The organism is Actinoplanes sp. NPDC049548, from assembly GCF_040676695.1.
Taxonomy (GTDB): domain Bacteria; phylum Actinomycetota; class Actinomycetes; order Mycobacteriales; family Micromonosporaceae; genus Actinoplanes.
The window spans coordinates 29,285-52,883 of sequence record NZ_JBFAPM010000018.1; the positions used below are offsets into that span (position 1 = coordinate 29,285).

Below are 23,599 nucleotides of genomic sequence, written 5' to 3' on the forward strand. Positions count from 1 at the left end.
GCACGTCTGGCTTGCGGGGCTTCCGCTCACTAATTTCGATGCTTGAATAAAGGCGGAAGCTCCGCAACGAAGGGATCTCAACGTGTCACGACGAAGGTGGGGCGCCGGGTTGGTCGCCGCGCTGACCCTGGTCACTCTGTGTCCGGTCGAAGCATCCGCGGCGGCCGGCCCGTCGGCGAGCGTGTCCGTACACCTGACCGACCTTGCCGCCAAGACCTATCTGTCCCGGCAGCCCGGCGTGTCGTGGCGCCGCGGCCACGCCCCGGACGGGCCGACGATCACGGTCGACAGCCGGCGGCGGTACCAGGAGATCACCGGTTTCGGGGCGTCGTTCACCGACTCGTCCGCGTGGCTCGTCGGCACCCGCCTCGACCCCGCGCAACGCGATGCGGTGATGCGTGACCTGTTCAGCTCCCAGGGCATCGGCCTGAGCCTTCTGCGTCAGCCGATGGGCGCCAGCGACTTCGCGGTCACCGGGAACTACTCGTACGACGACATGCCGGCCGGCCAGACGGACCCGGCGCTGGAGCACTTCTCGGTCGGCCACGACCGGGCGTACATCATCCCGTTGCTCCAGCAGGCGCGCCGGCTCAACCCGAAGCTGACCCTCATGGCGTCACCGTGGAGCCCGCCGGGCTGGATGAAGACCAGCGACTCCATGATCGGCGGAACCCTCAGGCCCGACGCCTACCAGCCGCTGGCCGACTACTTCGTGAAGTTCCTCCAGGCCTACGCGGCGGCCGGGGTTCCGGTCCGCTACATCACCCCGCAGAACGAGCCGCTGTACGTGCCGTCCGGGTATCCGGGCATGTCGCTCAGCGCCCAGCAGCAGAACGACCTGATCAAGAACCATCTGGGCCCGGCGATCCGTGAGCGCGGGCTGCACACCGGGATCCTCGCCTACGACCACAACTGGGACGTGATCGGGTACCCGGAGACCATGTACGCCGATCCGGCCACGACGGGCTTCGTGGAGGGCACGGCGTGGCACTGCTACGGCGGCGACGTACGGGCCCAGTCGGTGTCCCACAACGACTACCCCAACAAGCCGGCCTGGCACACGGAGTGCTCGGGTGGCACCTGGGAAGGCGACGAGCAGGCCGGATTCGCCGCGGGCATGGGCCTGGTCATCAACAGCACCCGGGACTGGGCCAAGGGTGTCGTCCGCTGGAACATGGCCCTGGACCAGAACAACGGACCGACCAACGGCGGCTGCCCCACCTGCCGCGGCGTGGTGACGGTCGCACCGGACGCCTCCGGCCGCTGGTCGTACGCCAAGACCGTCGACTACTGGGCCCTCGGCCACGCCAGCAAGTTCGTACGCCCGGGCGCCCGCCGCATCGCGTCCAGCTCGCTCGGCGCCGGTGACGTGCAGGACGTCGCCTTCGTCAACCGTGACGGCTCCACCGCCCTCGTCGCCTTCAACTCCGCGACCAGCGCGAAGACGTTCCAGGTGCAGTGGGGCGACAAGTGGTTCACCTATCGTCTGCCCGCCGGGGCGGCAGCGACGTTCACGTGGTCCGGCACCCAGCACGGCGCGGCGAGCCCGTCCGAGCTCGGTTCGGTGGACGTCCCGTTCGTGAACCGCGACGGAACCCGGGCGGTGATCAGCTACGACTCCGGTCTGCTGGCTCACCAGGCGCAGGTGCGGGTCGGCGACCAGTGGCTCGGCTACTCGCTGCCCGCCGGGGCCTCGCTCGAGCCGCCGACCGCCTCGGCGCCGTTGCCGCGGGACGCGTGGACGGTCTCGGCATCGACGAGCAACCCCACCGAGCCGCCCGGACGCGCGGTCGACGGCGACGCGGCCACACGGTGGAGCACCGGCCGTGGGATGAAGGCCGGCGACTGGTTCCAGGTGGACCTCGGCGCCAACCAGACGTTCAACCAGGTCGTCCTCGACACCACGGGAAGCAGTGGCGACTCGCCGCGGGGTTACCAGCTGTTCGTGTCGGACGACGGCACAAACTGGGGCCGGCCGATCGCGACCGGGCAGGGCAGCCCGGTGACGAAGATCCTGGTTCCGCAGGTCACGGCGCGCTACCTGCGCGTGGTCAACCAGGGCGACGCGGGCGGCTGGTGGTCGATCCACGAGCTGAACGTGCTCGGGCCCGGCGGTCCGGCCGCCGGGGCGGCACGTACCGACGAGCGCGGCCTCCAACGCAAGACCGCCGTGCTGCCGGACGGTACGCGGCTGCTCGTCGCGTACAACTCGGGCCGTTCCGTCACGACGTTCGACGTGCGCTGGGGCGACACGACGTACCGCTACCGGCTGCCGGCGGGCGCCGCCGCGGTCTTCACGACCCGGCAGGCCTGATACCGGGCCGGGTGCCGGCCGAGCGTCTCCGGCCGGCACCCGCGCCGATCGGGGCCTGCTTCACCAGGGTGTGTCGCCCCGCGGAACCAGCGACGAAGCGGAATAATCGGACAAGCCGCCTCCGCTCTCCGCTCAGGGGGTCCCCGATGCAGGTCCTTCACGTCATCGCCACGCCCCGTTCGGCGATGTCCGCCACGCTGCGGGTGTCGACCCCGTTCCTGGAGCAGCTGCAGCTCGCGTGCCCCGGCGCCCAGGTCGAGACGCTGGACCTCTTCACCGCCGACATGCCGACAGTGGCCGGCCAGAACATCGACTCGAAGTACGACATCATGCGCGGCCGGCCGATCGAGCCGTCCCGGGCCGCGCCGTGGCGCAGCATCGAGGCCCTCATCGGCCAGTTCCAGCGGGCCGACATCTGCCTGATCTCGTCGCCGATGTGGAACTTCAGCATCCCGTACGCGCTGAAGTACTACATCGACGCGATCGTTCAGCCCGGCTACCTTTTCGCCTACGACGAGACCGGCGTCCCGGTCGGCCGGTGCGGCGGCAAGAAGCTGGTGTGCGTCACGTCCCGCGGCGGCGACTACTCGGCCGGCAGCCCGATGCAGGTTCTCGACCTGCAGGAGCCGTACCTGCGCACCATCTTCGGGTTCGTCGGCATCACCGACATGGAGTTCATCAACGTCCAGCCGACGGACCTGGGCCCCGCCCGCCGCGAGGAGGCGATCGGCGCCGGCATCGTCGCGGCCCGGCAGCTCGCCGACCGCCTGGCGCCGGCGCTGCAGGGCTGAGCCCAGGTCTCCCGCGGAGATCCTTGACTCTGACACAGTGTCAGGGCCGAGGGTGGGGAGACCATGTTCAGTATCGGAGAGTTCGCCGGCCTGGGCCGGGTGTCGGTGCGCATGCTGCGCCACTACGACGCCATCGGCCTGTTGCGTCCCGCCCATGTCGATCCGCACAGCGGTTACCGCTTCTACACCGCCGCGCAGCTGCGGCTGCTCAACCGGGTGACCGCCCTGAAGGACCTCGGGTTCAGCCTGCAGCAGGTGCAGACCCTGATCGACGAGAAGGTGGAGACCGCCGAGCTGCGCGGCATGCTGCGGCTGCGCCGGGCCGAGCTGGCCTCGCGCATGCGGCAAGACACCGCCCGCCTGGCCCAGGTCGACGCGCGCCTTCGGATGATCGAGAGTGAGGGACACATGGACACCGGAGACGTCGTCCTCAAGAGCATTGCTGCGATGCGGGTGGTGCAGCTGTCCGGCACGGCCGCCGGCTACGACCACCCGACGTCGATCACCGAGAACCTCAGCCCGCTCTATCCGCGCCTGATGGAGCTGATGGAGCGGCACGGGATCGCGATGACCGGGGCGCCGATCGCCTGGTACGAGCCGGCGCCGTCGGAGCCGGGCGACGAGACGATCGCGGTGCACGCGGCCTTCCCGATCGGGGAAGCCGAGGTGGGGCCGGATACGGGCCTCGAGGTGGTCACGCTTCCGCCGGTCGAGCAGGCGGCGACCGCCCTGCACCACGGCTCGATGGCGGAGGCGTTCCGCACCGGGCACAAGATCGCCACCTGGATCGACGACAACGGTCACCGGGCGGTCGAGCCGGGCTTCGCCCGCGAGGTGTACCTGGACTGTCCGCCGGACGACTTCGACAAGTGGGTCACCGAGATCCAGGTGCCGGTCACGGGCTGAGGGTGCCCAGGACCACGGTGAGCTTCTCCAGCTCGGCCGCCCACGCGCGCCGCGGCGCCTGCCACTCGACGGCGTACGCCTCCCCGTCCGCCGTCAGCAGCCGCCGCAGGCCTCGCATCTCCTTGCCCGAGCGGCTCTGGTACGTGTACTCCCACACCGCGTTCCCCGGCTCGGGCAGCGCCTCGATCCGGATGCGCCGGTATGCGGCGAGCCGTACGTTGTCCTCCTCGGCCACGAGCGCCGCGACGACGTCGCCCGGCGGCGTGGCGTACCTGCTGATCCGCAGCGTGGGCGAGCCGCCCGGGGCGGTGAACGTCAGCACCCCGGCGGCGTCCCGGCCGCGGCGCCAGCCATCCGGGACGGCGACCCGGAATCCCGTGGGGTCGTGCCACCACGTGAAGCCGCGCGGCAGCACGATCGCCGTGCGGGCGGTCGGGGAGGCGGCCACAGTGGGCTGCGCGGGCGCCCGGTCCTCCTGGCGGGGGACCTGGGCCGCCGCGCCGGCCCCCGCGATGACGGCTGCCGCGGCGACGGCTGCCGCCCAGTAGACGCGCCGGGACCGGGAGGGTGCCGGCGCGGCGGACGGTTGCGGCGGGAGCGGCGCGGGCGGCTTCGCCACCGTGCGCAACCGTTCCTCCACCTCCGCGGGCAGCGGCCGGGCGGCGGGATCGGTCCGCAACAGATCTTCCAGTACGCCGGTGAGCGGTCCCGCCCGCACGGGCCGAGCCGGTGTGCCGCCGGGCGGACGGCCCTCCACCGCGTGGTAGAGGGTCGCGCCCAGCGACCACAGGTCGGCTTCCGGTGTGGAGCCGCCCCCGAGCAGCCGTTCCGGGGCGACGTACCGGGGCGAGCCGAGCCTGACGCCGGTGTCGGCCGGGCCGAAGTCGGACAGCACGATCCGCCCGCCGTCGCCGATCAGGACGGTCGCCGGTTCGACGTCGAGGTGGCGCACCCCGGTGCGGCTGGTGCCGGTCAGCCCGTGCAGCACGGCCAGGCCGACGGCCGCGACCCGGGCCGGCGGGAGGGGGCCGGTCTCCTCGATGACCTGCAGCAGGGACCGGGACGCGACGTACTCCATCACGATCCACGGCTCGTCCTCGTCGGGCAGCACGTCGAGGATGCTGATCACGTTGGGGTTCGCGGCCCGGGCGACGGCGCGTGCCTCGCGCATCGTCAGCTCGCGGACCCGCTGCTGCTCCTCGGCGCCGAGGCCCGCGGGCGGCGCATACTTCTTGATCGCCACGAGCCGGTGGAGCATCTCGTCGGCGGCCAGCCACACCCGTCCGACGCCCGCGGTGGTCAGGGTGCGCAGCAGCCGGTAGCGCCCGGCCACCAGTCGTTCCTGCGGCACCATGCCGTCACCTCGGGATTTGCGAAGGTCAGCAGCCCTCTCGACCGTACCCGCCCGCGTACGGGTAATTCATCTCGCACTGCGCGGATTTCGGGTGATGCCGGATGGTCCACAAGGGCGGTGACGATCTCCGCTCGGGGGACTCGACCGCTGTCTATGCCGGCGTATGGTCGGCTCCGGGATCACCGTCGGCAACCGCTTGGGTGCTCCGCGGTCACCGGCTGCGACGGCCGGACCGCCGCCGTCCTCCCGGCTGCCGTTCCTGCACAACGGACGGACGATGAACACATGCGGATGCGCAGAGTCGAGCACCACCGGTACCTGTTCCCGCTGCTGTGTGCCGGGCTCGCCGTCATACTCGCGGCGGGGGCGGCCGCTGTCGGGTCCCGGCAGCCGGCGGCGGTGGCCGGAACCGGCCACATCCACTCCCACACGGGTGGCGCGGCCGTCCTGGCGGCCCCCGCCTCCGCCGCCGACCGGGCGGTACGCCTGCAGGCGTTGCTCGGCCAGCACTCGGTGCTGGCCGCCGACCTGATGCGCAGCCGGATCCGCGGCGACGACAGCTTCGCGCAGGCCGCCAACGCCGCGCTGGGCGGCAACACCGACGCGATGGCCACCCTCGTGGGGGAGCTGTTCGGCACCGCCGCGGCGGACACGTTCCGGCCGATGTGGTCGAAGCACATCGTGGCGCTCTTCGCGTACGCGGGTGCGGTGGCCGACAAGGACGACGCCGCCCGCGGCCGCGCCCACGAGGACCTGGTCCGGCTGGAGAACGACCTGGCCCGCTTCTTCGCCGGAGCCTCCCACGGCCGGCTGCCCCGCGACGCGGCGCTCGGCGCGGTCGCCATGCACGTCGGCCACCTGACGAGACAGGCCGACGCGTACGCGACCCGCGACTACGCCACCGCGGACCGGCTGTACAGGGAGGGCTTCCAGCACACGTACGACCTGGGCCTGACGCTGGCCGACGCGTTGCTGCCGGCGCACGACCGTGCCGTGCTCCAGACGCCCATCTGGCGGCTGCGGTCCCAGCTGGGCAAGGTGCTGGCCGAGCACGCCGTCCTGGTGGAGGACGTGACCAGGGCGGCGGTCACGAACACGGCGGACTTCGACGCCGCGGCCGACATGATCAACGGCAACACGACGGACCTCGCGGCCGCGGTCGACACCCTGTTCGGTGCGCCCACCGCGCGGCGGTTCCAGTCGCTGTGGGCATCGCACGTGGAGCTGCTGGTGGCGTACGCGGGCGCCACCGCGGCCGGCAAGCCCGACCGCCGGCACGAGGCGCGGGCCGACCTGCGGACGTTCGAGCGTCGCATGGCGGACGTGCTCGCCCCCGCGACCGGGGGACGGGTGCCGCCGGCCGAGCTGTCCGCGGCGCTGCAGGCACACGACCAGATGCTGCTGGGCCACGCCGACGCGTACGCCGCCCGGGACTACAAGAGCGCCCAGGACATCGCCGACGACACGTACGAGCACATGTTCGAGCTGGCCCGCCGGCTGGCCGACGGGTTCGGTGCGACCGTCGCCGCACGCCTGCCGCAGGGCGGTGCCCAGACCGGGTACGGCGGGCTGGCGGGGCACCACTGAGATGTCCCCCTCCCTCCGCACTGCGGCGCTGAGCTGCCTCGCATTGCTGCTGACCGCCGTCCTGACCGGCGCCCCGCCGCACGCCTCCCGCCCGGATGCCGCGCCGGTCGCCACCTCGGCGGCGGGCACCGGGCCCGTGGTGGCGGACTCCTTCCGGTCGGTGCGCACCTATCCCGCCGTCGCCACGCCGGTGCGGCTGCGGATCCGGGCGCTGGGCGTCGACAGCAAGGTGCAGCGGCTGGGCCTGCAGCCCGACGGCACCGTCGAGGTGCCCGAGCGCCCGGACGTGGCCGGCTGGTACGAGCACGGCCCCCGGCCGGGCCAGGCCGGACCCGCCGTGATCCTGGGTCACGTCGACTCCCGCAGCGGCCCGGGGATCTTCGCGCGGCTCGGCACCGTGCGGCGCGGCACCCTGGTCGGCGTCGACCGCGCCGACGGCAGCACGGTGACCTTCCGGGTCACCGGGATCTCGCGGGTGCCGAAGGTCGAGTTCCCGACCGACCTCGTGTACGCGCCCAGCCTCGACGCCACCCTGCGGCTCGTCACCTGCGGCGGAAGCTTCGACCGCACTCGAGGAAGTTACCGGGACAATGTCATCGTGTTCGCGGACAAGGTCTGAGCGGCTGCGGCGGCGGGCGGCGATGCTGCCGCTCGTCCTGTTCGCAGCGGTGATGGCGGTCCAGGGCGGCGGGCCCGGCGCGGCGGCCGCCCCGGTCGCGCTGCCGGTCGCCGCGGTCCTGGTCCGCGGTGACCGCACGGCCCTCGTCGTCGATCTCGGTGCGAGCGCCGGCAAGGGCGCGCGGAGCGTCACGGTGACGCGCGACGGCCTGCCCCAGCAGGCGAGCCTGGTCCCCGTGATGTCGGACGGGCTCGGCGTCGCGCTGGTCGTCGACACGTCGGTGGGCGGTGCCGCGATGCTGCCGGCGTGGCAGAGCGCCGGCGCCCGGTTCATCCTCGAGGCGCCGGCCGCGACGGAGGCGGTCGTGATCGCGGACTCGGCGCCCGCGACAGTGATCGCCGGGCCGCAGCGGGGGCCCTCCGGCCCCGTGAAGGCGCTCACCTCGGTGCCCGCCAGAGGCGCCCGGGACACTGCCACGGCACTGACGCTGGCCATGCGGCAGTTCCCGGCTGCGGCGCCCGGCCGGCGGCTGGTGCTGCTGTACACGACCGGCACGGACGCGGCCGGGGAGGACGCCGGGGCGCTCGCCGCGCGGCTGCGGCAGAGCGGGACGATCCTGGTCGTGGTCGGGACCGCCGGCGCCGCCGCGTACTGGGCGGGCACGGCGGCGGCGACCGGGGGCTTCTTCGCGCCCGCCGGCGATCCCGTCGTCGTTCCGGCGCTCGATCAGGTGTCGGCCGTGCTCGGGAGCCGGTACCTCGTCGAGCTGCCCACCCCGCCCGCCCTGCCCGCGCGGGTGGCCGTACGCGTCGACACCGGCGATCTCACCCTGACCGGCGAGGCGATGGTCGCAGCCCCTCCGGCGCCCGCCTCCCCGAGCGCCCCCGACGGTTCCCTGGTCCGGGCCGCGGTGGTGCTGTGGGTCGCGGTCGCCGTCCTCGCCGCCCTGATCGTGGGGGCCTGGCTCATGCGCCGCCGCCGTTCCCGCTCGGCGCTCGTCCCGGCGGCACCGCCGGTCGTGCGGGGCCGTGCGGCAGTGCCCGGCTCCGCGCGCGAGGACCCGCCCGAGCAGTGACCGCTACCGTCGGGGCGCCGGTCCGCACCCGGCCACAACCGTCGCCGCGTATCCATGGTGGGAGTTGAAAAAGGGGGACCAGCCGCTGGTGGACCTGACGACCGGGGCCGTACGCGGGGTGGAGGCGCTGCTGCGGTGGACCCCGCCCGGCCGTTTGCCGGTGCCGCCGAACGCGTTCATCCCGGTCGCCGAGCAGAGCGGCCTGATCGGCGCCCTCGGGACTGGGTGCTGCGCCGGGCGTGCAGCGAGGCACGGCCCTGGTACGAGCGCTACGGCACCACGGTGTCGGTCAACGTGGCCGGCCCGACCGCGGCGGCTCGGCGGACGACCTCACCCTCACGCGGGCGACCTCGCGGCGGTGCTCGCCGGTGCCGCGGCGGCCGGCGATGTCAGCCTGCCGGCCGCCGCGTGAGGGCTGCGGCTCAGCCGTACGGGAGGTAGTAGGTCCCGCTCCCGCTGAAGTCGTGGCCGCCCCCGGCCGGGCACACGCCGTTGCCGTTGCCGCTGTACGCGAGGCAGTAGCACTTGTTGCACCAGCGCCAGCCAGGCTGCTCACCGTTCGGCGGCGTGCCGTAGGAGACCCGGTAGTCGCCGCTGGTGTTGCGGTTGTGCACCCCGCCGTTGTGGCAGCGGCCGTTCGACGAGCTGCCGCCGTACCAGAGGCAGTAGCAGCGGTTGCACCAGCGCCATCCCGCCTGACCGGGACCCGAGGTGTGGGTCACGATGTAGTTGCCGCTGCCGCCGTAGTCGTGACCCCCGCCGACGATGCACCAGGCTGTGGTCGTTCCGCCGCCGTAGAAAAGACATTGGCACCGGTTGCACCACCGCCATTGCGACTGCACCGCGGCGATTCCCGGACCGCGGGCGAGGGCCGCGCCGGGCATCAGAGCGGCAGCTCCGAGGACGCCCGCGGTGGCGGCCCCGGCCTTCAGGACGGCGCGACGCCCGATAGACGTGTCCACAGTTCCCCCCTTTCGAGAGTGCATTCATCGAAAAGGTTTTACCTATCGCGGTTCGCGGGCAAGGGCGGTCGGCTCTGATCCTCTTCAATTAGCGTCGAAATGCGATTTCGTCGAATTCGACGAATGCGCGTTTCACGGTTGGTAAAGCTCGGCGATCCGCACGAGGACGCCGTCGCGCACGGTCACGCTGACCGCCGCGTCGGCTTTCGCCAGGTCCTGGATGTACGCGGGGGTCACGGCGCACGTCGCGCCGCCGGTCATCGAGCCGAGGCACTCCGTGTCGCCGTCACCGACGCCCCGCAGCTCCGGCTCCGCGGCCAGCGGCAGCGTCACCCGGGTCTTGTCGCCCTCGATGGCGATCTCCTGCGCGCACCGGACGTCGATGGGGGAGATGCCGAAAGCCTCGCAGTAGTCGGGGCCGGGCAGGAACACCGCGGGCTCGACGACCGCCGAGCGGGCCCGGGGGTCGAAGGACAACAGCAGCACGGTGGCGCTGCCGTCGCGGGTCACATCCGGGAACGGGTCGCGCGCCCCGGCCGGGCCGCCGCCGGGCAGCCGACGACCGGCGCGATCGTACGCCGCCAGGTCGGTCCACTGGGTCGCGTCGCGCACCTGGGCAGGGTCGAACCAGAAGACGGTGACGCCCGGGTCGTGGCTCCACCGCGCGAGCCGCGCGTCGACGACCTGGCCCACCTCCGTCACGGTGATCCGCGCCGGGTGACCGACGTAGTAGCCGTACGCGGGCAGCACCGACCCGTCGACGAGGTCCATCTGGCCCTGCAGGAGATGGAAGCCGGGCGTCGCCGGCGGGCCCTGGCCCTCGGTGTTCGAGGCGTCCTCCGTCACCCGGTCGCCCGGCTCCCGGACGCCGAGGGCGAACCCGAAGTCCTCGGGAGAGCGCACGCCGCCGCCGGTGATCCCGTAGACGAGGTACTCGGCCCCGTCGGCGTTGCGGACGCCGGTGCTGATCAGCTCGCCGACCGGGCCCTTGATGCCGTTGACGCGATCGATGGTCACCGGGCGCGGCGGCTGCCCGTCGTACCACTCGGGCCGGTCGTGCTCGGCGTCCGTGCACCCTGCTGTCAGGATCAGTACGGCCGCGACAACGGCGAAGGGACGCATGGGTGCCGATCGTAGGCGGCGACGCCATTCACGCGCCGAGGACTGCCTCGGAGTGATGGTCCTCCGACGATGGGGCTGCGGCGTTGCGTACCCGGTTGCGGCCCTCCTGCTTCGCCCGGTAGAGCGCGGCGTCGGCGCGGGCCAGGAGCGCCTCGGCGGTGTCGTCGCCGCGGTCGGCCGACACGGCCAGCCCGGCGCTGATGGTCACCACCTCAGCGGGGTTGTCCGGATGCGGGATGCGCAGCGCCTCGACCGCCGCGCGGGCGCGCTCGGTGGCCGCCGCCGCGCGCGCCTCGTCGGCGTGCGCCAGCACCAGGACGAACTCCTCACCGCCGTAGCGGCACGCCACATCGGAGTCGCCACGCACACTCGCGCGCAGGGCGGCGCCGACCCGCCGCAGGCACTCGTCGCCCGCGGGGTGCCCGAACCGGTCGTTGTACTTCTTGAAGAAGTCGATGTCGATCATCGCGACGGCGAACGAGCGCCCGGCGTCGGGGTGGTTCCAGCTGTCCGACACGACCTGCTCGAAGCGGCGGCGGTTCGGCAGCCCGGTGAGCGCGTCGGTCAGGCTCAGCTGTTCGAGCCGGCTGTTGGCCGCGGCCAGCGCCCGGGTGCGCTCGGCCACCCGTTCCTCCAGCGAGGCGTACAGCAGGGCGTTGTTCAGCGACACCATGAGCTGGCCGGCGATGAGGGTCACCGCGTCGAGGCGGTCGGTGGTGAAGACACCGCTGGCGTGGGGGTTGGAGAGCACCAGCATCGCCCGGGCGGTGTCCTGGTGGAAGACGGGGACGACCAGCAGCGAGCAGCGTTCCCCGGCGGCCACGTACGGGTCCCGGGCGAAACGGTCGTCGCGGGTGGCGTCGTCGACGAGCAGCGGCTGGCCGGTGCGCTCGGCGTAGCGGACGGCGGACAGCGGCACGAGCGCCCGCCGGCCGGCCTCCTCGACGGGGATCGGCGTCGGGCCGAAGTCGGAGCCCGGCGGCAGGAACCAGTCCCCGCCGTTGTCGTCGCGCAGGGCCAGGACCACGTCCGCGGCGCCGGTCAGCGCCGTCAGCTGCTTGACGATCACCCGCTGCAGGGTGTCCAGGTCCGTGGCCGAGCTGAGCGCCTGCGACGCCCGCAGGATCGCGAGGGTGTCGATGACGTCCGCCCGGATGGTGCCGGTCCGGGTGCCCCGCGTGCTCGGGTGCGTGCCCGGGACGCCCGGTGCGTGCCCGAGCGGGAGTCCGGGATGGGCCTCGTCCAGCTGGTCGACCTTGCCGGTGGCGCCCCACTCCAGGTACGCCTGCCGCGCCTCGACCAGCGATTGCCGTGCCGCGCGGGACAGTCCCTGCGCCTGCTGGACGGCCGCGGTCCGTTCCATGATGAACGCCCGGTGCCAGGGCCGTTGCACCGTCTCCACGACGGCCAGGGCCGTGTCGAGAGCCACCAGCGCCGCAGGTCCGTCGCCGACCGCCCAGGCCCGTTCGGCGTCCAGCAGGTGCATGAGGTGGCGGAAGTTCGCGGGGGCGTCGGCGGCCCGCCCGGCCAGCCAGGCCCGCGCCTGGTCGACCTCGGCGAGCAGCGTCGCCGACTCCTCCTCGGTCGCCTGCCCGCGCCGCAGCCGTTCGGTGCGGATCAGTGCCCGGATCAGGTGGACGTACGTCAGGGGGTATCCGGGGGTGGTGCGCCCGAGCTCCGTCAAGGGGGCGTCCAGGCGCTCCAGCGTCTCCTGATCGCCGAACAGCACCGCCGCGAGGCACCGGAAGATGTGGTATTGCGTCAGGGCCGGCCCGTTCCTCGCCTGCCGGAGCCGGTAGAGGTGTTCGGCCTCCACGAAGTGCTCGTCCTCGAAGTCACCCGGGCCGGCCGTGCGGCCGAGCAGCGCCCGGGAGAGCTGGCGGTGCGCCACCGCCACGCCGCCGGCGAACTGGTTGCCGGTCCGGAGGTCGAACGCCTCGACGGTCTCGATCTCGGCCGCGTACGACTCCACCGAGCGGGCGGAGTCGAGCAGACCGACGAGCACCGAGAACGACGTGGTGCTGGCCATCTGGAGGTTCCCGCTGCGGACCAGGCCCTCGTGCGCCGCCCGGGACTGCTCGACGACCCGATCCAGCGGCTCCATCCAGGGCATCACCTGCATCGCGTACGGGTGCCGGATCGCCGACGTCAGTCCTTCGATGCCGAGGGTCTCGCTGTAGGCCAGCATGTGCCGGCCGGCGATGAACCCGCTGCGGTAGTCACCCAGCACCTGGGAGACCGTGGGCCCGATGACGCCCAGCACCGAGGCGAGCGCACCCGACGGGCCGTGCTCGCGCCACATCCGGCTGCTCTCGAGCAGGACCCACGCGCCGATCGGGAACTCGCCGGACATCAAGGAGATGGGCAGCAACCGGCTGAGCACGCGGCCGCTCGCGGCGATCCGGGGATCGGTGCTCGGCTCACGTCCCAGGTCGGCGGCGAGGTCCAGGTCCGCGGCGAACCGCACCAGCTCCTGGCACAGGGCGGGCATCGGGAGGGGCGGCGCGGTGGCCGGCGTCGGCCGGCCCAGCCGCTCCAGCAGGCCCAGGCCCAGCGCCAGCGCCTCCTTGTGCCGGCCGCGCTGGGCCAGGGCGTTCAGCTGGATGTCGGCCGCCGGGGTCAGCGCCACCGGGTCGGGAGCGGCCCGCTCGATCTCGCCGTACGCCGCGTCGGCGTCGTCGAGGCGGCCGAGGACGTACCGGGCCGCGTGCTGGCGGATGCGAACCGCCAGCAGCTCGGCGTCGTCGCCGGGCACGTCGAGCCCGGTCAGCAGCCCCGCGGCGGCGGTCAGGAACTGCTCCGCCGCCTGGTGGTTGCCCGCCCGCTCGGCGGCGGTGGCCGCCTCGCGGTACAGGCCCACGATGCGTCGCTGCTCCCCGGCGTCCGGGACGGCTGCGGCCCGCAGGTACTGGTCGGCCGCCGCGATCCTCGACTCCGGGGAACCCGCCAGCCGGCGGGCCAGTGTCAGGCGCAGCTGCGTACGGTCGGCCGCCTCGACCGCCGTGAAGGCCGCCTGCTGGACCCGGTCGTGCCGGAACCGCACCCGGGCGTCGGACCCGTCGTCGGCGTCGCCGGGTGCGACCAGGATGAGCAGACCGTCCTCCAGCGCCGGCGTGAGCCGGCCCAGAGCGGTGGCCGCGTCGACGTCCAGGCCGCGGGCCAGCAGCCCCACGTGGGTCTCGCCACCCAGGTAGGCCATCGTCTGCAGCAGCTCCGCCGTCGCGGGCGGCAGCGTCCGCATGCGGGCCTGCAACACCTGCACCACGTCGCCGGTGCCCACGTGCCCGCGGATGGCGGACCGGTCCCAGGACCAGCCGGTCTCGCCGAGCACCAGCACACCGTCCCGCCGCAGGGCGTTGACCAGCTCGAGGGTGTCGTACGGGTTGCCGCCGGTGCGCTCCTGCAGGGCCTCGGCCAGTTCCGCGGCCGGGCCCGGGTCCAGCCGCAGCATCTCGCCGAGCAGGTCCGCGGAGGCCGAGGGGAGCAGGTTGGCGAGCTCGAGGCGGGGCCGGGCCGCCCCGAGCCGGGCCCAGCGCGCCATCATCGCGGTCAACGGGTGACCGGCGTCGACCTCCTGCGCGCGGTAGGCGCCGACGACCAGCAGCCCGGGCAGGCCGGGCTCGGTCAGCAGGGCGTCGAACAGGTCGAGCGACGCGGGATCGGCCCACTGCAGGTCGTCGGCCACCAGCACCACGGGACGGCTCGGCGACACGATGGCGCGCAGGACCTCTACCACGACCCGGCGCAGACGGGCTCCCGCGGTACGGGGATCACCGCCGGCGCGGGCACCCTCCGGCCCGGTGGGTTTGTCGGGAGGGCCCAGCAACGCCTCGAGCTCGGGCACCAGGACCGACGCCATGGCGGTGTCGGCGGCCAGCGCCTCGATCAGCCGGACGCGGGTGGCGGCGACGACGTCGCTCGGCTCCGCCAGCAGCAGCCGGCCCATCCCGCGTACGGCTTGCAGCACGACGCCTACGGCCGTGTCCGCCTGGTACTGCTCCGCCTTGCCGGTCACGAACCAGCCGTTGCCGGTGGCGACGGGCCGGCGCAGCTCGTTGACCAGCGCGGACTTGCCGACACCCGGGGCGCCGGCGACCAGCAGCCCGCGCGGGCCGCCGGTCAGCGCCTCGTCGAGGGCCGACAGCAGGGTGACCTTCTCGGCCTCCCGCCCGACCAGCCGGGACGGGGCGGAGAGCCGCAGCGGGAAGTCCCACCGGCCCAGCTCGAAGCGTTCGGCAGGGTTCTCCACCACCCGGGCCAGGTCCCGCGCGGCGCCTTCGGCGCTCTGGTAGCGGTGCTCGGGCTCCTTGGCCAGCAGCCTGGCGACGATGTCGGACAGCGCGGGCGGCACGTCCGGGCGCAGCGTGGTCAACGGTACGGGCGCCCGCAGCAGGATCTCCCGGATCATCTGCAGGTCGTCCCCGTCGGCCACGGGCGGCCGCCCGCAGACGAGCTCGTACAGGGTGGCCCCGAGGGAATAGAGGTCGGCCCGGTGGTCGACGGGCAGGCCGGTGCGTCCGGTCTGCTCCGGCGGCAGGTACGGCATCGTGCCGACCAGCTGCCGGTGGCTGACGAAGGCCGCCCGGTCCACGGCGACCGTGGTCGCCACGTCGAAGTCGATCAGCACCGGCCGGTTCGTCCCGCCCGCCAGCACGATGTTCGCCGGGTTGACGTCCTTGTGCACCACCCCGCGGGCGTGCATCGCGGCGATGGTCCGGGCGAGCTCGCATGCCAGGGCCGGCACGTCGGCGAGATCGACCGCCGCGCCGGAGATCACCGCGGCGAGCGACCGGCCGCCGTCGTCGTCGAGCACGATGCCGTCGGGGTCGCTGACGTCGGACAGATGCGCCACGCCCGGCACCTCGGCGAGCCGCAGCAGGATCTCGTGCTCGTGGCGCCGGCGGGCCACCGCGCCCGGGCCGATGAACTGCTTGACGATGACCGAGGTACCGCCGGGCAGCCACCGCCGCAGCACCCGGGTGCGCTCACCGGTGGACAGCAGCTCTTCGGCACCGGCTCGGTCGGTGTCCTCGTCACCCCGCCTCATGTGCCCGCTGACCTCGCTCGTCGCCTGTGCCGATATCCCTTCTGTTCGGCCGGCGCGCCCCGCCGATGAGATCTTCCGCCGTTGCAAGGCGTTGTGTCCATCACCACGAATACGCCGTGGACCCGTCACTCTGGGTCGACGCGACGTAACGTCGAATGGTTTGACGTCGACCCCGTGAGGTGAAGATGGTGCGCGCCCGGTGACCGTGACGACTCAGCTGCTGCAGGACCCGCTCTCGGACATCGTCTTCGCCCCGGTGCCTCCGGCCGTGTACCGGTCCGCTTCCGCCCCGGCACGGCGCACCCTCGTCGACATCCTCGACGAGACCGTTCGCAGGCACCCCGGCGCCCGGGCTCTCGACAACGGCTCGACCGTGCTCACCTACCGGGAGCTCGCCGACGAGGTCGACGCGGTGCGCGAGACCCTCGCCGGGCACGGGATCGGCCCCGGCGACCGGGTAGGCGTCCGCGTCCCGTCCGGTACGGCCGAGCTGTACCTGGCCATCCTCGGTGTGCTGGCGGCCGGCGCGGCGTACGTGCCGGTCGACGCCGACGACCCGGACGAGCGGGCCGAGCTCGTGTTCGCCGAGGCAGGTGTGTCCGCTGTGGTCGGTGCCGGCCTCGCCGTGTCGCTGCGCCGCACCCCCGCCGGCCGTCCGGGACGTCCGGGCCCCGCCGACGACGCCTGGATCATCTTCACCTCCGGCTCGACCGGGACCCCGAAGGGCGTCGCCGTCAGCCACGGTGCCGCAGCGGCCTTTGTGGACGCCGAGGCGAGGCTGTTTCTCGCGGGCGAGACCCCGATCGGCCCGCACGACCGGGTCCTGGCCGGGTTGTCCGTGGCCTTCGACGCGTCCTGTGAGGAGATGTGGCTGGCCTGGCGGCACGGCGCCTGCCTGGTCCCCGCCGAGCGGGCGCTCGTGCGCAGCGGCGTCGACCTGGGCCCGTGGCTCGTCGAGCAGCGGATCTCCGTGGTCTCCACCGTGCCGACGCTGGCGGCGCTGTGGCCGGCCGAGGCGCTGGACGACGTACGGCTGCTGATCTTCGGTGGTGAGGCCTGCCCGCCGGAGCTGGCGGAACGGCTGGCGGTCGAGGGCCGCGAGGTCTGGAACACCTACGGGCCGACAGAGGCGACCGTGGTGGCCTGCGCCGCCCGGATGACCGGTGACGCGCCGGTGCGGATCGGGCTGCCCCTCGACGGGTGGCAGCTCGCGGTCGTCGACCCGGCCGGCGAGCCGGTCGCGATGGGTGACACCGGCGAGCTGGTGATCGGCGGGGTGGGGCTGGCGCGGTATCTCGACGCGGGCAAGGACGCCGAGAAGTTCGCGCCGCTGCCCGCGCTCGGCTGGCAGCGGGCGTACCGCAGCGGGGACATCGTCCGGGCGGAGCCCGAGGGGCTGGTGTTCGTCGGCCGCGGCGACGAGCAGATCAAGCTGGGCGGGCGCCGGATCGAGCTGGGCGAGGTCGACGCCGCGCTGCAGGCGCTGCCCGGCGTCGCGGGTGCGGCCGCCGCGGTGAAGCGGACGGCCGCGGGCAACCAGCTGCTGGTGGGCTACGTGGTGCCGCACGACGACGCCGCCTTCGACGTCGACGCGGCGGCGTCGCGGATCCGGGAGCAGCTGCCCGCCGCCCTCGTGCCGTTGCTGGCCGTCGTGGACGGGCTGCCGACGCGTACGTCCGGCAAGGTCGACCGGGCCGCGCTGCCCTGGCCGCTTGCCACCGCCACGGCCGCGGCGAGCGAGCTGACGGCGACCGAGCAGTGGCTGGCGGGCGGCTGGGAGGAGATCCTCGGCGTACGCCCCACCGCGCCGGACGCCGACTTCTTCCACCACGGCGGCGGCAGCCTGACGGCGGCGCAGCTGGTGGCCTGGATCCGCGACCGGCACCCGCAGGTGGCGGTCGCCGACATCTACCGTCACCCGACGTTGTCGCAGCTCGCCGCGGTGCTCGCCGCGCTCGGAGACACCACGGCGGTCCGCCGCGATGTCCGGCCGACGCCGTGGTGGACCGGCCTGGTCCAGGGGGTGCTGCTGCTCCCCATGCTCGCCCTGGTCGGGCTGCGCTGGCTGACCGCCCTGGCGGCGCTGGGCAACGTCGTCGCGGTCCTCATGCCGGCGCCGTGGGCGCCCGCCGTGTCGTGGTGGTGGATCGCGCTGGGGTGGGCGCTGCTGTTCAGCCCGCTGGGCCGGATCGGCGTGGCGGCCGGGGGAGCGCGGCTGCTGCTGCGCCGCGTACGCCCGGGCACGTACCCGCGCGGCGGCAGCGTGCACCTGCGGCTCTGGGCCGCCGAGCGGCTCGCCGAGCTCACCGGTGCGACCGGGGTCGGCGGCGCGTCGTGGCTGATCACCTATGCCCGCGCGCTCGGCGCCGAGATCGGCCCCGACGTCGACCTGCACTCCGCGCCGCCGGTCACCGGCCTGCTGAAGCTGGGCCGCGGCGCCGCCGTCGAGCCCGAGGTCGACCTGGCCGGCCACTGGGTCGACGGCGACGTCGTGCACGTCGGCAAGGTCCGTGTCGGCGCGGGAGCCCGGGTCGGGTCGCGCAGCACCCTGATGCCCGGCGCCCGGGTCGGCAAGGGGGCCCGGATCGCCGCCGGTTCCACCGTGACCGGCGCCGTACCGGCGAACCAGCGGTGGGCCGGTTCGCCGGCGAGGCGCGCCGGCAAGGACCCGGTCGCGTGGCCGGCTCAGCGGCCGCCGCGCTCGAGGGCGCGGTCCGGCTTCTGGGTCGCCGCGTACGGGGTGACCGCCCACCTGCTGGGCCTGGTGCCCGTGGTGGCCGCGCTGCCGGCACTCGCCCTGCTCGCCTGGACGGCCGCGTACCACCCGGGGTGGGGTGCCGTGGCGGCCGCGGTCGCGGTGGCGACGGTCGCGTACGTCGTGGGCTATGCGCTGCTGGTGCTCGTCGCCGTCCGGCTCCTCAGCATCGGCCTGCGCGCCGGCCACCACCCGGTCCACGGCCGGGTGGCGTGGCAGGTGTGGGCCACCGAGCGGCTGATGGGGATGGCCCGCACCGGGCTGTTCCCGCTCTACGCCAGCCTCTTCACGCCGGTGTGGCTGCGGCTGCTGGGCGCGAAGGTGGGCCGCGGGGTGGAGGCGTCGACGGTGCTCGCGCTGCCCGCGATGACCACGGTCGCCGACGGGGCGTTCCTGGCCGACGACACCATGGTGGCCACGTACGAGCTGAGCCACGGCTGGCTGCGGGTCGCCCCGGCCCGCATCGGCAAGCAGGCGTTCCTCGGCAACTCCGGGATGGCGGCGCCCGGCCGCTCGGTGCCCAAGCGCGGTCTCGTCGGCGTGCTGTCGTCGGCGCCGCGCAAGGCGAAGAAGGGCTCGTCGTGGCTCGGTGCCCCGCCGATGCCGCTGCGCCGCACCGTCGAGTCCGCGGACACCAGCCGCACGTTCGACCCCCCGGTCCGGCTGAAGGTGGCCCGGGCCGCGGTCGAGCTGTGCCGGATCATCCCGGTGATGTGCGCCGCCGCGCTGGGCGTTGGCGTGCTGGCCGCGCTCGCGTACGTGTGGCAGCTGGCCGGGGCGTGGGCGGCCGCGCTCGCCGCCGCCCCCGTGACGCTCGCCGCGGCGAGCGTCGCCGCGGCCACGGCGACGGCCGCCAAGTGGCTGCTCGTCGGCCGGTTCCGGGTCGCCGATCGGGCCCTGTGGACCTCCTTCGTGTGGCGCAACGAGCTCGCCGACACGTTCGTCGAGGTCCTCGCCGCGCCCTGGCTGGTCCGCTTCGCGACCGGCACGCCCCTGCTCACGGCGTGGCTGCGGACGCTCGGCGCGAGCATCGGCCGCGGCGTGTGGCTGGAGACCTACTGGCTGCCCGAGTACGACCTGGTCCGGCTCGGCGACGGCGCCACGGTGAACCGGGGTTGCGTGGTGCAGACCCACCTGTTCCATGATCGTGTGATGAGCATGGACCTGGTGACCCTCGGCGCGGGAGCAGCGCTCGGCCCGCACGGCATCGTTCTGCCCGGCGCGAGCATCGGCGCGCGGACCACCGTCGGACCCGGCTCGCTGGTGACCCGCGGTGACGCCGTACCGCAGGACAGCCGGTGGCTCGGCAACCCGATCGCGACCTGGCCGGCAGCGGCCACCCGCCGGGCATGATCTCGCGGGCGCCGCGCGGCGCCACGGCAGGTGCCGACCGCTCGACCGACCCGTACCTGCCCGAGCACGGCAACGGTGGGTACGCGGTGCTGCACTACGACCTGGACCTCGACTACCGGATCGCGTCGAACCGGCTCGCCGGCCGCGCGGTCGTCACCGCGGTCGCGGTCCAGGCTCTGTCGCGGTTCTCGCTCGACCTGGGCCGGTTCCGCATTCAGGACGTCCGGGTGGACGGCCGGCCGGCGAAGTACACCCACCGGCCCGACAAGCTGCACGTCAAACCCGAGCGCCCCATCGGCGCCGGGGACACCTTCCGGGTCGAGATCCGGTACGCGGGCAAGCCCGTGCCGGTCTCCGGCCGATGGGGCGAGCTCGGCTGGGAGGAGCTCACCGACGGGGTGATCGTCGCCAGCCAGCCGAACGGCTCCCCGTCGTGGTTCCCGTGCAACGACCACCCCGCCGACAAGGCCCGCTTCCGGGTGGCGGTCACGACGTCCTCCCCGTACGCCGTCCTGGTGACCGGCGACCTGGTCTCCCGGCGCCGCGGCCCGGGCACCACGACCTGGGTGTACGAGCGCGAGGAGCCGACCGCCCCCTACCTCATGAGCGTCCAGATCGGACGGTACGAGCAGGTGGCGCTCACCGTGGGAGAAGTCGTGCAGCGCGCCGCCGTCCCGCCGGGTGTGCGCGCCGCCTTCGCCCACGACTTCGGGCGGCAGGGCGAGATCATGGAGGCCCTGCAGCGCCTGTTCGGCCCGTACCCGTTCCGGGAGTACGTCGTCGTGGTCACCGACGACGAGCTCGACGACCCGGTCGAGGCGCAGGGCATGGCCGTCTTCGGGAAGAACCACGTCGACGGCCGCCGCACCCACGAGCGGCTCGTGGTGCACGAGCTGGCGCACCAGTGGTTCGGCAACAGCCTCACGGTCGCGGACTGGCGGCACATCTGGCTCAACGAGGGCTTCGCCACGTACGCGGAATGGCTGTGGTCCGGAGTCAGCGGCGACCTGCCCACGGACGCCCTCGCGGAGCAGTGGTACGCCCGCGTCGCGGCCCGCCCGGCAGCCGTCCTCGTGGCGGATCCCGGCGTCGACCGGATGTTCGACCCGGTGGTCTACAAGCGCGGCGCCCTGACGGTGCACGCCCTGCGGAAGAAGGTCGGCAACGAGGCGTTCTTCCCGCTGCTGCGGTCCTGGGTCGCCGAGCACGAGCACGGAACCGTCACGACCGAGCAGTTCCGGGCCCACGCCCAGCGGTTCTCCCGCGAACCGCTGGACGCCCTGTTCACCGCCTGGCTGGACAGCACGGCACTGCCTCCGCTACCGCGCTGACGGACCCGCGTGCCGGTGCTCGAACGGCGTGCTCACCCCGTCGTAGACGAGGCGCAGCATCATGCCCTGCTGCTGGTGCGGCAGGTTGTGGCAGTGGTTCATCCAGATCCCCGGGTTGCGGGCCTGGAACGCCACCTGCCACACCTCGCCCGGCCGGACGTCGAAGGTGTCGACCCATACCGGGCTGCCGGTCGCCCGCTCGCCGTTGCGGGACACGAGGAGGACGGCATGGCCGTGCAGGTGCCACGGGTGGGTCTCCAGACTCCGGTTGACGACGGTGAAGCGGACGACGTCCCCCTCGGCGACGAGCTGGTCCGGGACCGACGGATGCCCGAGGCCGTCGACGGTCTGCGCGTACGACGGCCTGCCGTCGACCAGGGCGAGCGCCCGGTCCAGCACGATGGTGAAGTCGCGGTCGGCGTCGGCGGCGTCGAACGGTACGGCCGCAGGATCGCCGTAGTGCAGCAGGTCCAGCTCCGGCCAGCCGGAGGTGTCGGGTGCCGGATCGTCGCCGCTGCCGCCGGCCGGCCGGAGCGTGACACCCTTCTCGTGGTCGTCGCCGAGCACGAGTGCGACCGGCGTGGCCGGCATGGTGAGGACCACGTCGTACCGCCCGCCGGCGGGCAGCCGGAGCAGAGTGTCGCGCAGCTCGCCCGGCGCATGGAGGTCGCGCCCGTCCACGGCGGCCACCCGGAAGGGGGCACCGGCGACCGCGAACCGGTGCGGCACGGAGTCGGTGTTGACCGTCCGCAGGCGTACGGGCGTGCCGGGCCGCACGGTGTGCACGGCGCGGTCCTCCCGATCGCCGATCACCACGCCGTGGTCGAAGGTGTGCACGGGCAGCGTCAGGTCCAGCTCCATCGGCTGCGCCTTCCGTGGCGTGACGACCAGCGTGCCGTACAGGCCCTTGCGGACGGCGGGATGGGACGCCTGGTGGGTGTGGTACCAGTACGTCCCCACCTGGGAGGCGCGGAACCGGTAGCGGAACTCGCCGCCGGGTGCCACCGCGTGCTGGGTGGCGCCGGGCACGCCGTCCTCGCCGCAGGGCACGTCGTACCCGTGCCAGTGGAGGGTGACGCCCTCCTCGACGTCGGTGTTGCGCAGCGTCACCTCGATGAGGTCGCCCTCGGACGCCGTGATCGCCGGTCCGGGCAGCCGGGCGTCGAACGTCAGAGCGTCGACGACACGGCCGGACGCCAGTCGTACGGTGGCCGCCTGAGCGGTGATCGTGTGCCGCCGGACGATGCCGCCCGGGGCCGGTGCACCGGGGCCGCGCAGATCCGCCACTGAGACGGCCGCGACCCCGGTACGCCCCGGCCCGCCACCGGTGACGGTGGCCTCCGGCCTGCGGAACAGCAAGGCGACGCCGGTGATCCCCGTACCCACCGCCGCCGCTTGCAGGAACCGCCGCCGGGAGAGGGCCGCCGGACCCACCGGGCCCCCGTGGCCGGGGGTGCCGAGGACTCTCCAGGTCAGCAGCGCGCCGGCCCCGACGACCGAGCCGGCGATCAGCGCGGTGCTCCAGGTCAGCGGGTAGCCGGCCACGAAGGTCACCACCAGCCCGGCCAGCGCCGCGTACCCGGCGGTGAGCAAAGCGACCACGGTGCCGGCGCGGCCGGTCGCCGAGCGCAGCCGGGGACCGGTGACCAGGACGGCGGCCAGGCCGGTGACACCGAGCAGGGGCAGGTTCAGCAGCACCTTCTCCTGCACGAACCACCAGCCCCGGCCCCAGAGCACCGCCACGGTGCCCACCCGCGCCATGCTGACCGCGACCGCCCCCAGGAGCAGGTTCGCGCCGAGCCGGCGGCGCCGCAGGGCCGTCGCCACCCCGGTTGCGATCCACGAGACCACGCTGAGGACAGTGACGGCGTGGTCCAGCAGGATCAGCCGGCCGGTGGTCATGACACCGGCGCCGGCCGGCGAGCCTCGCGCACGACGGTACGGGCCGTTGCCGCCATGACCAGGCCGTTGATCGCGTGCAGGCCGAACACCAGCCGGCCCGTGGTCCCCCCGAGCGCCCCGGCGGCCACGGCGATCACCGGCTGCAGGATCCCGAGGCCCGTGACGAGCGCGGACAGGCCGACCAGCCGGCCGGGCATCCGAGCCGCGGCGCCGACCACGGTCAGCACGAGGGCCAGGGCGACGGTCCCCATTCCCAGCGTCCGATGTGGCCCGAACGCCTCCTCGGTGGGGGCGGGGTCGAAGGCAGCGCCGGCGGCCAGGAAGAACTGCACGACGATGGCGAGCATGACCGATGCCGCCAGTCCGGCGAACGCGCTACGCATGGCAAGGCCCCTTCGGGTCGACAGGGCAGTGATCGTCGCACCGGTGAGACGGCCGGGTCCTCGGCCGGCGGACGGCGGGGACTACGCGTTCTGACGTA

At 73.8% G+C, this 23,599-nt stretch carries 15 protein-coding genes; 9 read left to right on the forward strand and 6 right to left on the reverse strand.

The features are described 5' to 3' along the window. Positions 1 to 82 precede the first annotated feature (82 nt). The 3 genes from AB0J80_RS28890 (at position 83) to AB0J80_RS28900 (ending at position 4,011) form a co-directional block, all read left to right on the forward strand. The gene (locus AB0J80_RS28890) at positions 83 to 2,314 is read left to right on the forward strand and encodes a glycoside hydrolase family 30 beta sandwich domain-containing protein (protein WP_364711019.1); all 2,232 of its coding nucleotides are present in this window, start codon (positions 83 to 85) and stop codon (positions 2,312 to 2,314) included. A 146-nt stretch (positions 2,315 to 2,460) separates the two neighbouring features. Next, positions 2,461 to 3,105 carry an NAD(P)H-dependent oxidoreductase gene (locus AB0J80_RS28895; RefSeq protein WP_364711021.1) on the forward strand — a complete coding sequence of 215 codons (645 nt, stop codon included), beginning with the start codon at positions 2,461 to 2,463 and terminating at the stop codon, positions 3,103 to 3,105. 63 nt (positions 3,106 to 3,168) lie between these two features. Next, positions 3,169 to 4,011: a MerR family transcriptional regulator gene (locus AB0J80_RS28900; protein ID WP_364711024.1), complete on the forward strand. Its 843-nt coding sequence runs from the start codon at positions 3,169 to 3,171 to the stop codon at positions 4,009 to 4,011. Here the strand turns inward: AB0J80_RS28900 and AB0J80_RS28905 are convergent. After that, positions 4,001 to 5,365 (reverse strand): serine/threonine-protein kinase, encoded by a 1,365-nt coding sequence (locus AB0J80_RS28905; RefSeq protein WP_364711026.1) that lies wholly within the window; start codon positions 5,363 to 5,365, stop codon positions 4,001 to 4,003. The two genes, AB0J80_RS28900 and AB0J80_RS28905, sit on opposite strands and share 11 nt — an antisense overlap. Positions 5,366 to 5,650: 285 nt before the next feature. On the opposite strand from AB0J80_RS28905, the gene AB0J80_RS28910 reads away from it, so the two are divergent. The 4 genes from AB0J80_RS28910 (at position 5,651) to AB0J80_RS28925 (ending at position 9,058) form a co-directional block, all read left to right on the forward strand. Continuing rightward, a complete protein-coding gene (locus AB0J80_RS28910; RefSeq protein WP_364711029.1) occupies positions 5,651 to 6,952 on the forward strand; it encodes a hypothetical protein in 1,302 nt (433 codons plus the stop codon). Between the two features lies 1 nt (position 6,953). Continuing rightward, positions 6,954 to 7,571, forward strand: a complete 618-nt coding sequence (locus AB0J80_RS28915; protein WP_364711031.1) for a class F sortase — start codon at positions 6,954 to 6,956, stop codon at positions 7,569 to 7,571. Between the two features lie 22 nt (positions 7,572 to 7,593). Then, the gene (locus AB0J80_RS28920) at positions 7,594 to 8,646 is read left to right on the forward strand and encodes a hypothetical protein (protein ID WP_364711034.1); all 1,053 of its coding nucleotides are present in this window, start codon (positions 7,594 to 7,596) and stop codon (positions 8,644 to 8,646) included. Positions 8,647 to 8,764: 118 nt separating this feature from the next. After that, positions 8,765 to 9,058 carry a hypothetical protein gene (locus tag AB0J80_RS28925; RefSeq protein WP_364711332.1) on the forward strand — a complete coding sequence of 98 codons (294 nt, stop codon included), beginning with the start codon at positions 8,765 to 8,767 and terminating at the stop codon, positions 9,056 to 9,058. Between the two features lie 10 nt (positions 9,059 to 9,068). Here the strand turns inward: AB0J80_RS28925 and AB0J80_RS28930 are convergent, their stop codons facing one another. From AB0J80_RS28930 to AB0J80_RS28940, 3 genes are all read right to left on the reverse strand, one after another. Beyond that, complete coding sequence (locus tag AB0J80_RS28930) at positions 9,069 to 9,608, reverse strand: hypothetical protein (protein ID WP_364711037.1); 540 nt, start codon at positions 9,606 to 9,608, stop codon at positions 9,069 to 9,071. 132 nt (positions 9,609 to 9,740) lie between these two features. Then, a complete protein-coding gene (locus AB0J80_RS28935) occupies positions 9,741 to 10,730 on the reverse strand; it encodes a hypothetical protein (RefSeq protein WP_364711040.1) in 990 nt (329 codons plus the stop codon). Between the two features lie 28 nt (positions 10,731 to 10,758). Further along, the gene (locus tag AB0J80_RS28940; RefSeq protein WP_364711043.1) at positions 10,759 to 15,777 is read right to left on the reverse strand and encodes a diguanylate cyclase; all 5,019 of its coding nucleotides are present in this window, start codon (positions 15,775 to 15,777) and stop codon (positions 10,759 to 10,761) included. A 205-nt stretch (positions 15,778 to 15,982) separates the two neighbouring features. On the opposite strand from AB0J80_RS28940, the gene AB0J80_RS28945 reads away from it, so the two are divergent. Both AB0J80_RS28945 and AB0J80_RS28950 read left to right on the forward strand, forming a co-directional pair. Next, complete coding sequence (locus AB0J80_RS28945; protein WP_364711334.1) at positions 15,983 to 19,885, forward strand: Pls/PosA family non-ribosomal peptide synthetase; 3,903 nt, start codon at positions 15,983 to 15,985, stop codon at positions 19,883 to 19,885. Next, on the forward strand, positions 19,831 to 21,216 hold the full coding sequence (locus AB0J80_RS28950; protein WP_364711045.1) for a M1 family metallopeptidase: 1,386 nt from the start codon (positions 19,831 to 19,833) through the stop codon (positions 21,214 to 21,216). The genes AB0J80_RS28945 and AB0J80_RS28950 overlap by 55 nt, the downstream gene beginning before the upstream one ends. Here AB0J80_RS28950 and AB0J80_RS28955 read toward each other — a convergent pair. Next, the gene (locus tag AB0J80_RS28955) at positions 21,205 to 23,118 is read right to left on the reverse strand and encodes a multicopper oxidase domain-containing protein (RefSeq protein ID WP_364711048.1); all 1,914 of its coding nucleotides are present in this window, start codon (positions 23,116 to 23,118) and stop codon (positions 21,205 to 21,207) included. The genes AB0J80_RS28950 and AB0J80_RS28955 overlap by 12 nt on opposite strands. After that, complete coding sequence (locus AB0J80_RS28960) at positions 23,115 to 23,501, reverse strand: DUF6220 domain-containing protein (RefSeq protein ID WP_364711051.1); 387 nt, start codon at positions 23,499 to 23,501, stop codon at positions 23,115 to 23,117. Before AB0J80_RS28960 ends, AB0J80_RS28955 begins: the two co-directional genes overlap by 4 nt. Between the last annotated feature and the right edge of the window lie 98 nt (positions 23,502 to 23,599).

Excerpts from the sequence above, each read along its gene's own strand:
- AB0J80_RS28895 (WP_364711021.1), top strand. The coding sequence starts at position 2,461 with ATGCAGGTCCTTCACGTCATCGCCACGCCCCGTTCGGCGATGTCCGCC.
- AB0J80_RS28900 (WP_364711024.1), top strand. The coding sequence starts at position 3,169 with ATGTTCAGTATCGGAGAGTTCGCCGGCCTGGGCCGGGTGTCGGTGCGC.
- AB0J80_RS28905 (WP_364711026.1), bottom strand. The coding sequence starts at position 5,365 with ATGGTGCCGCAGGAACGACTGGTGGCCGGGCGCTACCGGCTGCTGCGC.
- AB0J80_RS28910 (WP_364711029.1), top strand. The coding sequence starts at position 5,651 with ATGCGGATGCGCAGAGTCGAGCACCACCGGTACCTGTTCCCGCTGCTG.
- AB0J80_RS28915 (WP_364711031.1), top strand. The coding sequence starts at position 6,954 with ATGTCCCCCTCCCTCCGCACTGCGGCGCTGAGCTGCCTCGCATTGCTG.
- AB0J80_RS28920 (WP_364711034.1), top strand. The coding sequence starts at position 7,594 with ATGCTGCCGCTCGTCCTGTTCGCAGCGGTGATGGCGGTCCAGGGCGGC.
- AB0J80_RS28935 (WP_364711040.1), bottom strand. The coding sequence starts at position 10,730 with ATGCGTCCCTTCGCCGTTGTCGCGGCCGTACTGATCCTGACAGCAGGG.
- AB0J80_RS28940 (WP_364711043.1), bottom strand. The coding sequence starts at position 15,777 with ATGAGGCGGGGTGACGAGGACACCGACCGAGCCGGTGCCGAAGAGCTG.
- AB0J80_RS28955 (WP_364711048.1), bottom strand. The coding sequence starts at position 23,118 with ATGACCACCGGCCGGCTGATCCTGCTGGACCACGCCGTCACTGTCCTC.
- AB0J80_RS28960 (WP_364711051.1), bottom strand. The coding sequence starts at position 23,501 with ATGCGTAGCGCGTTCGCCGGACTGGCGGCATCGGTCATGCTCGCCATC.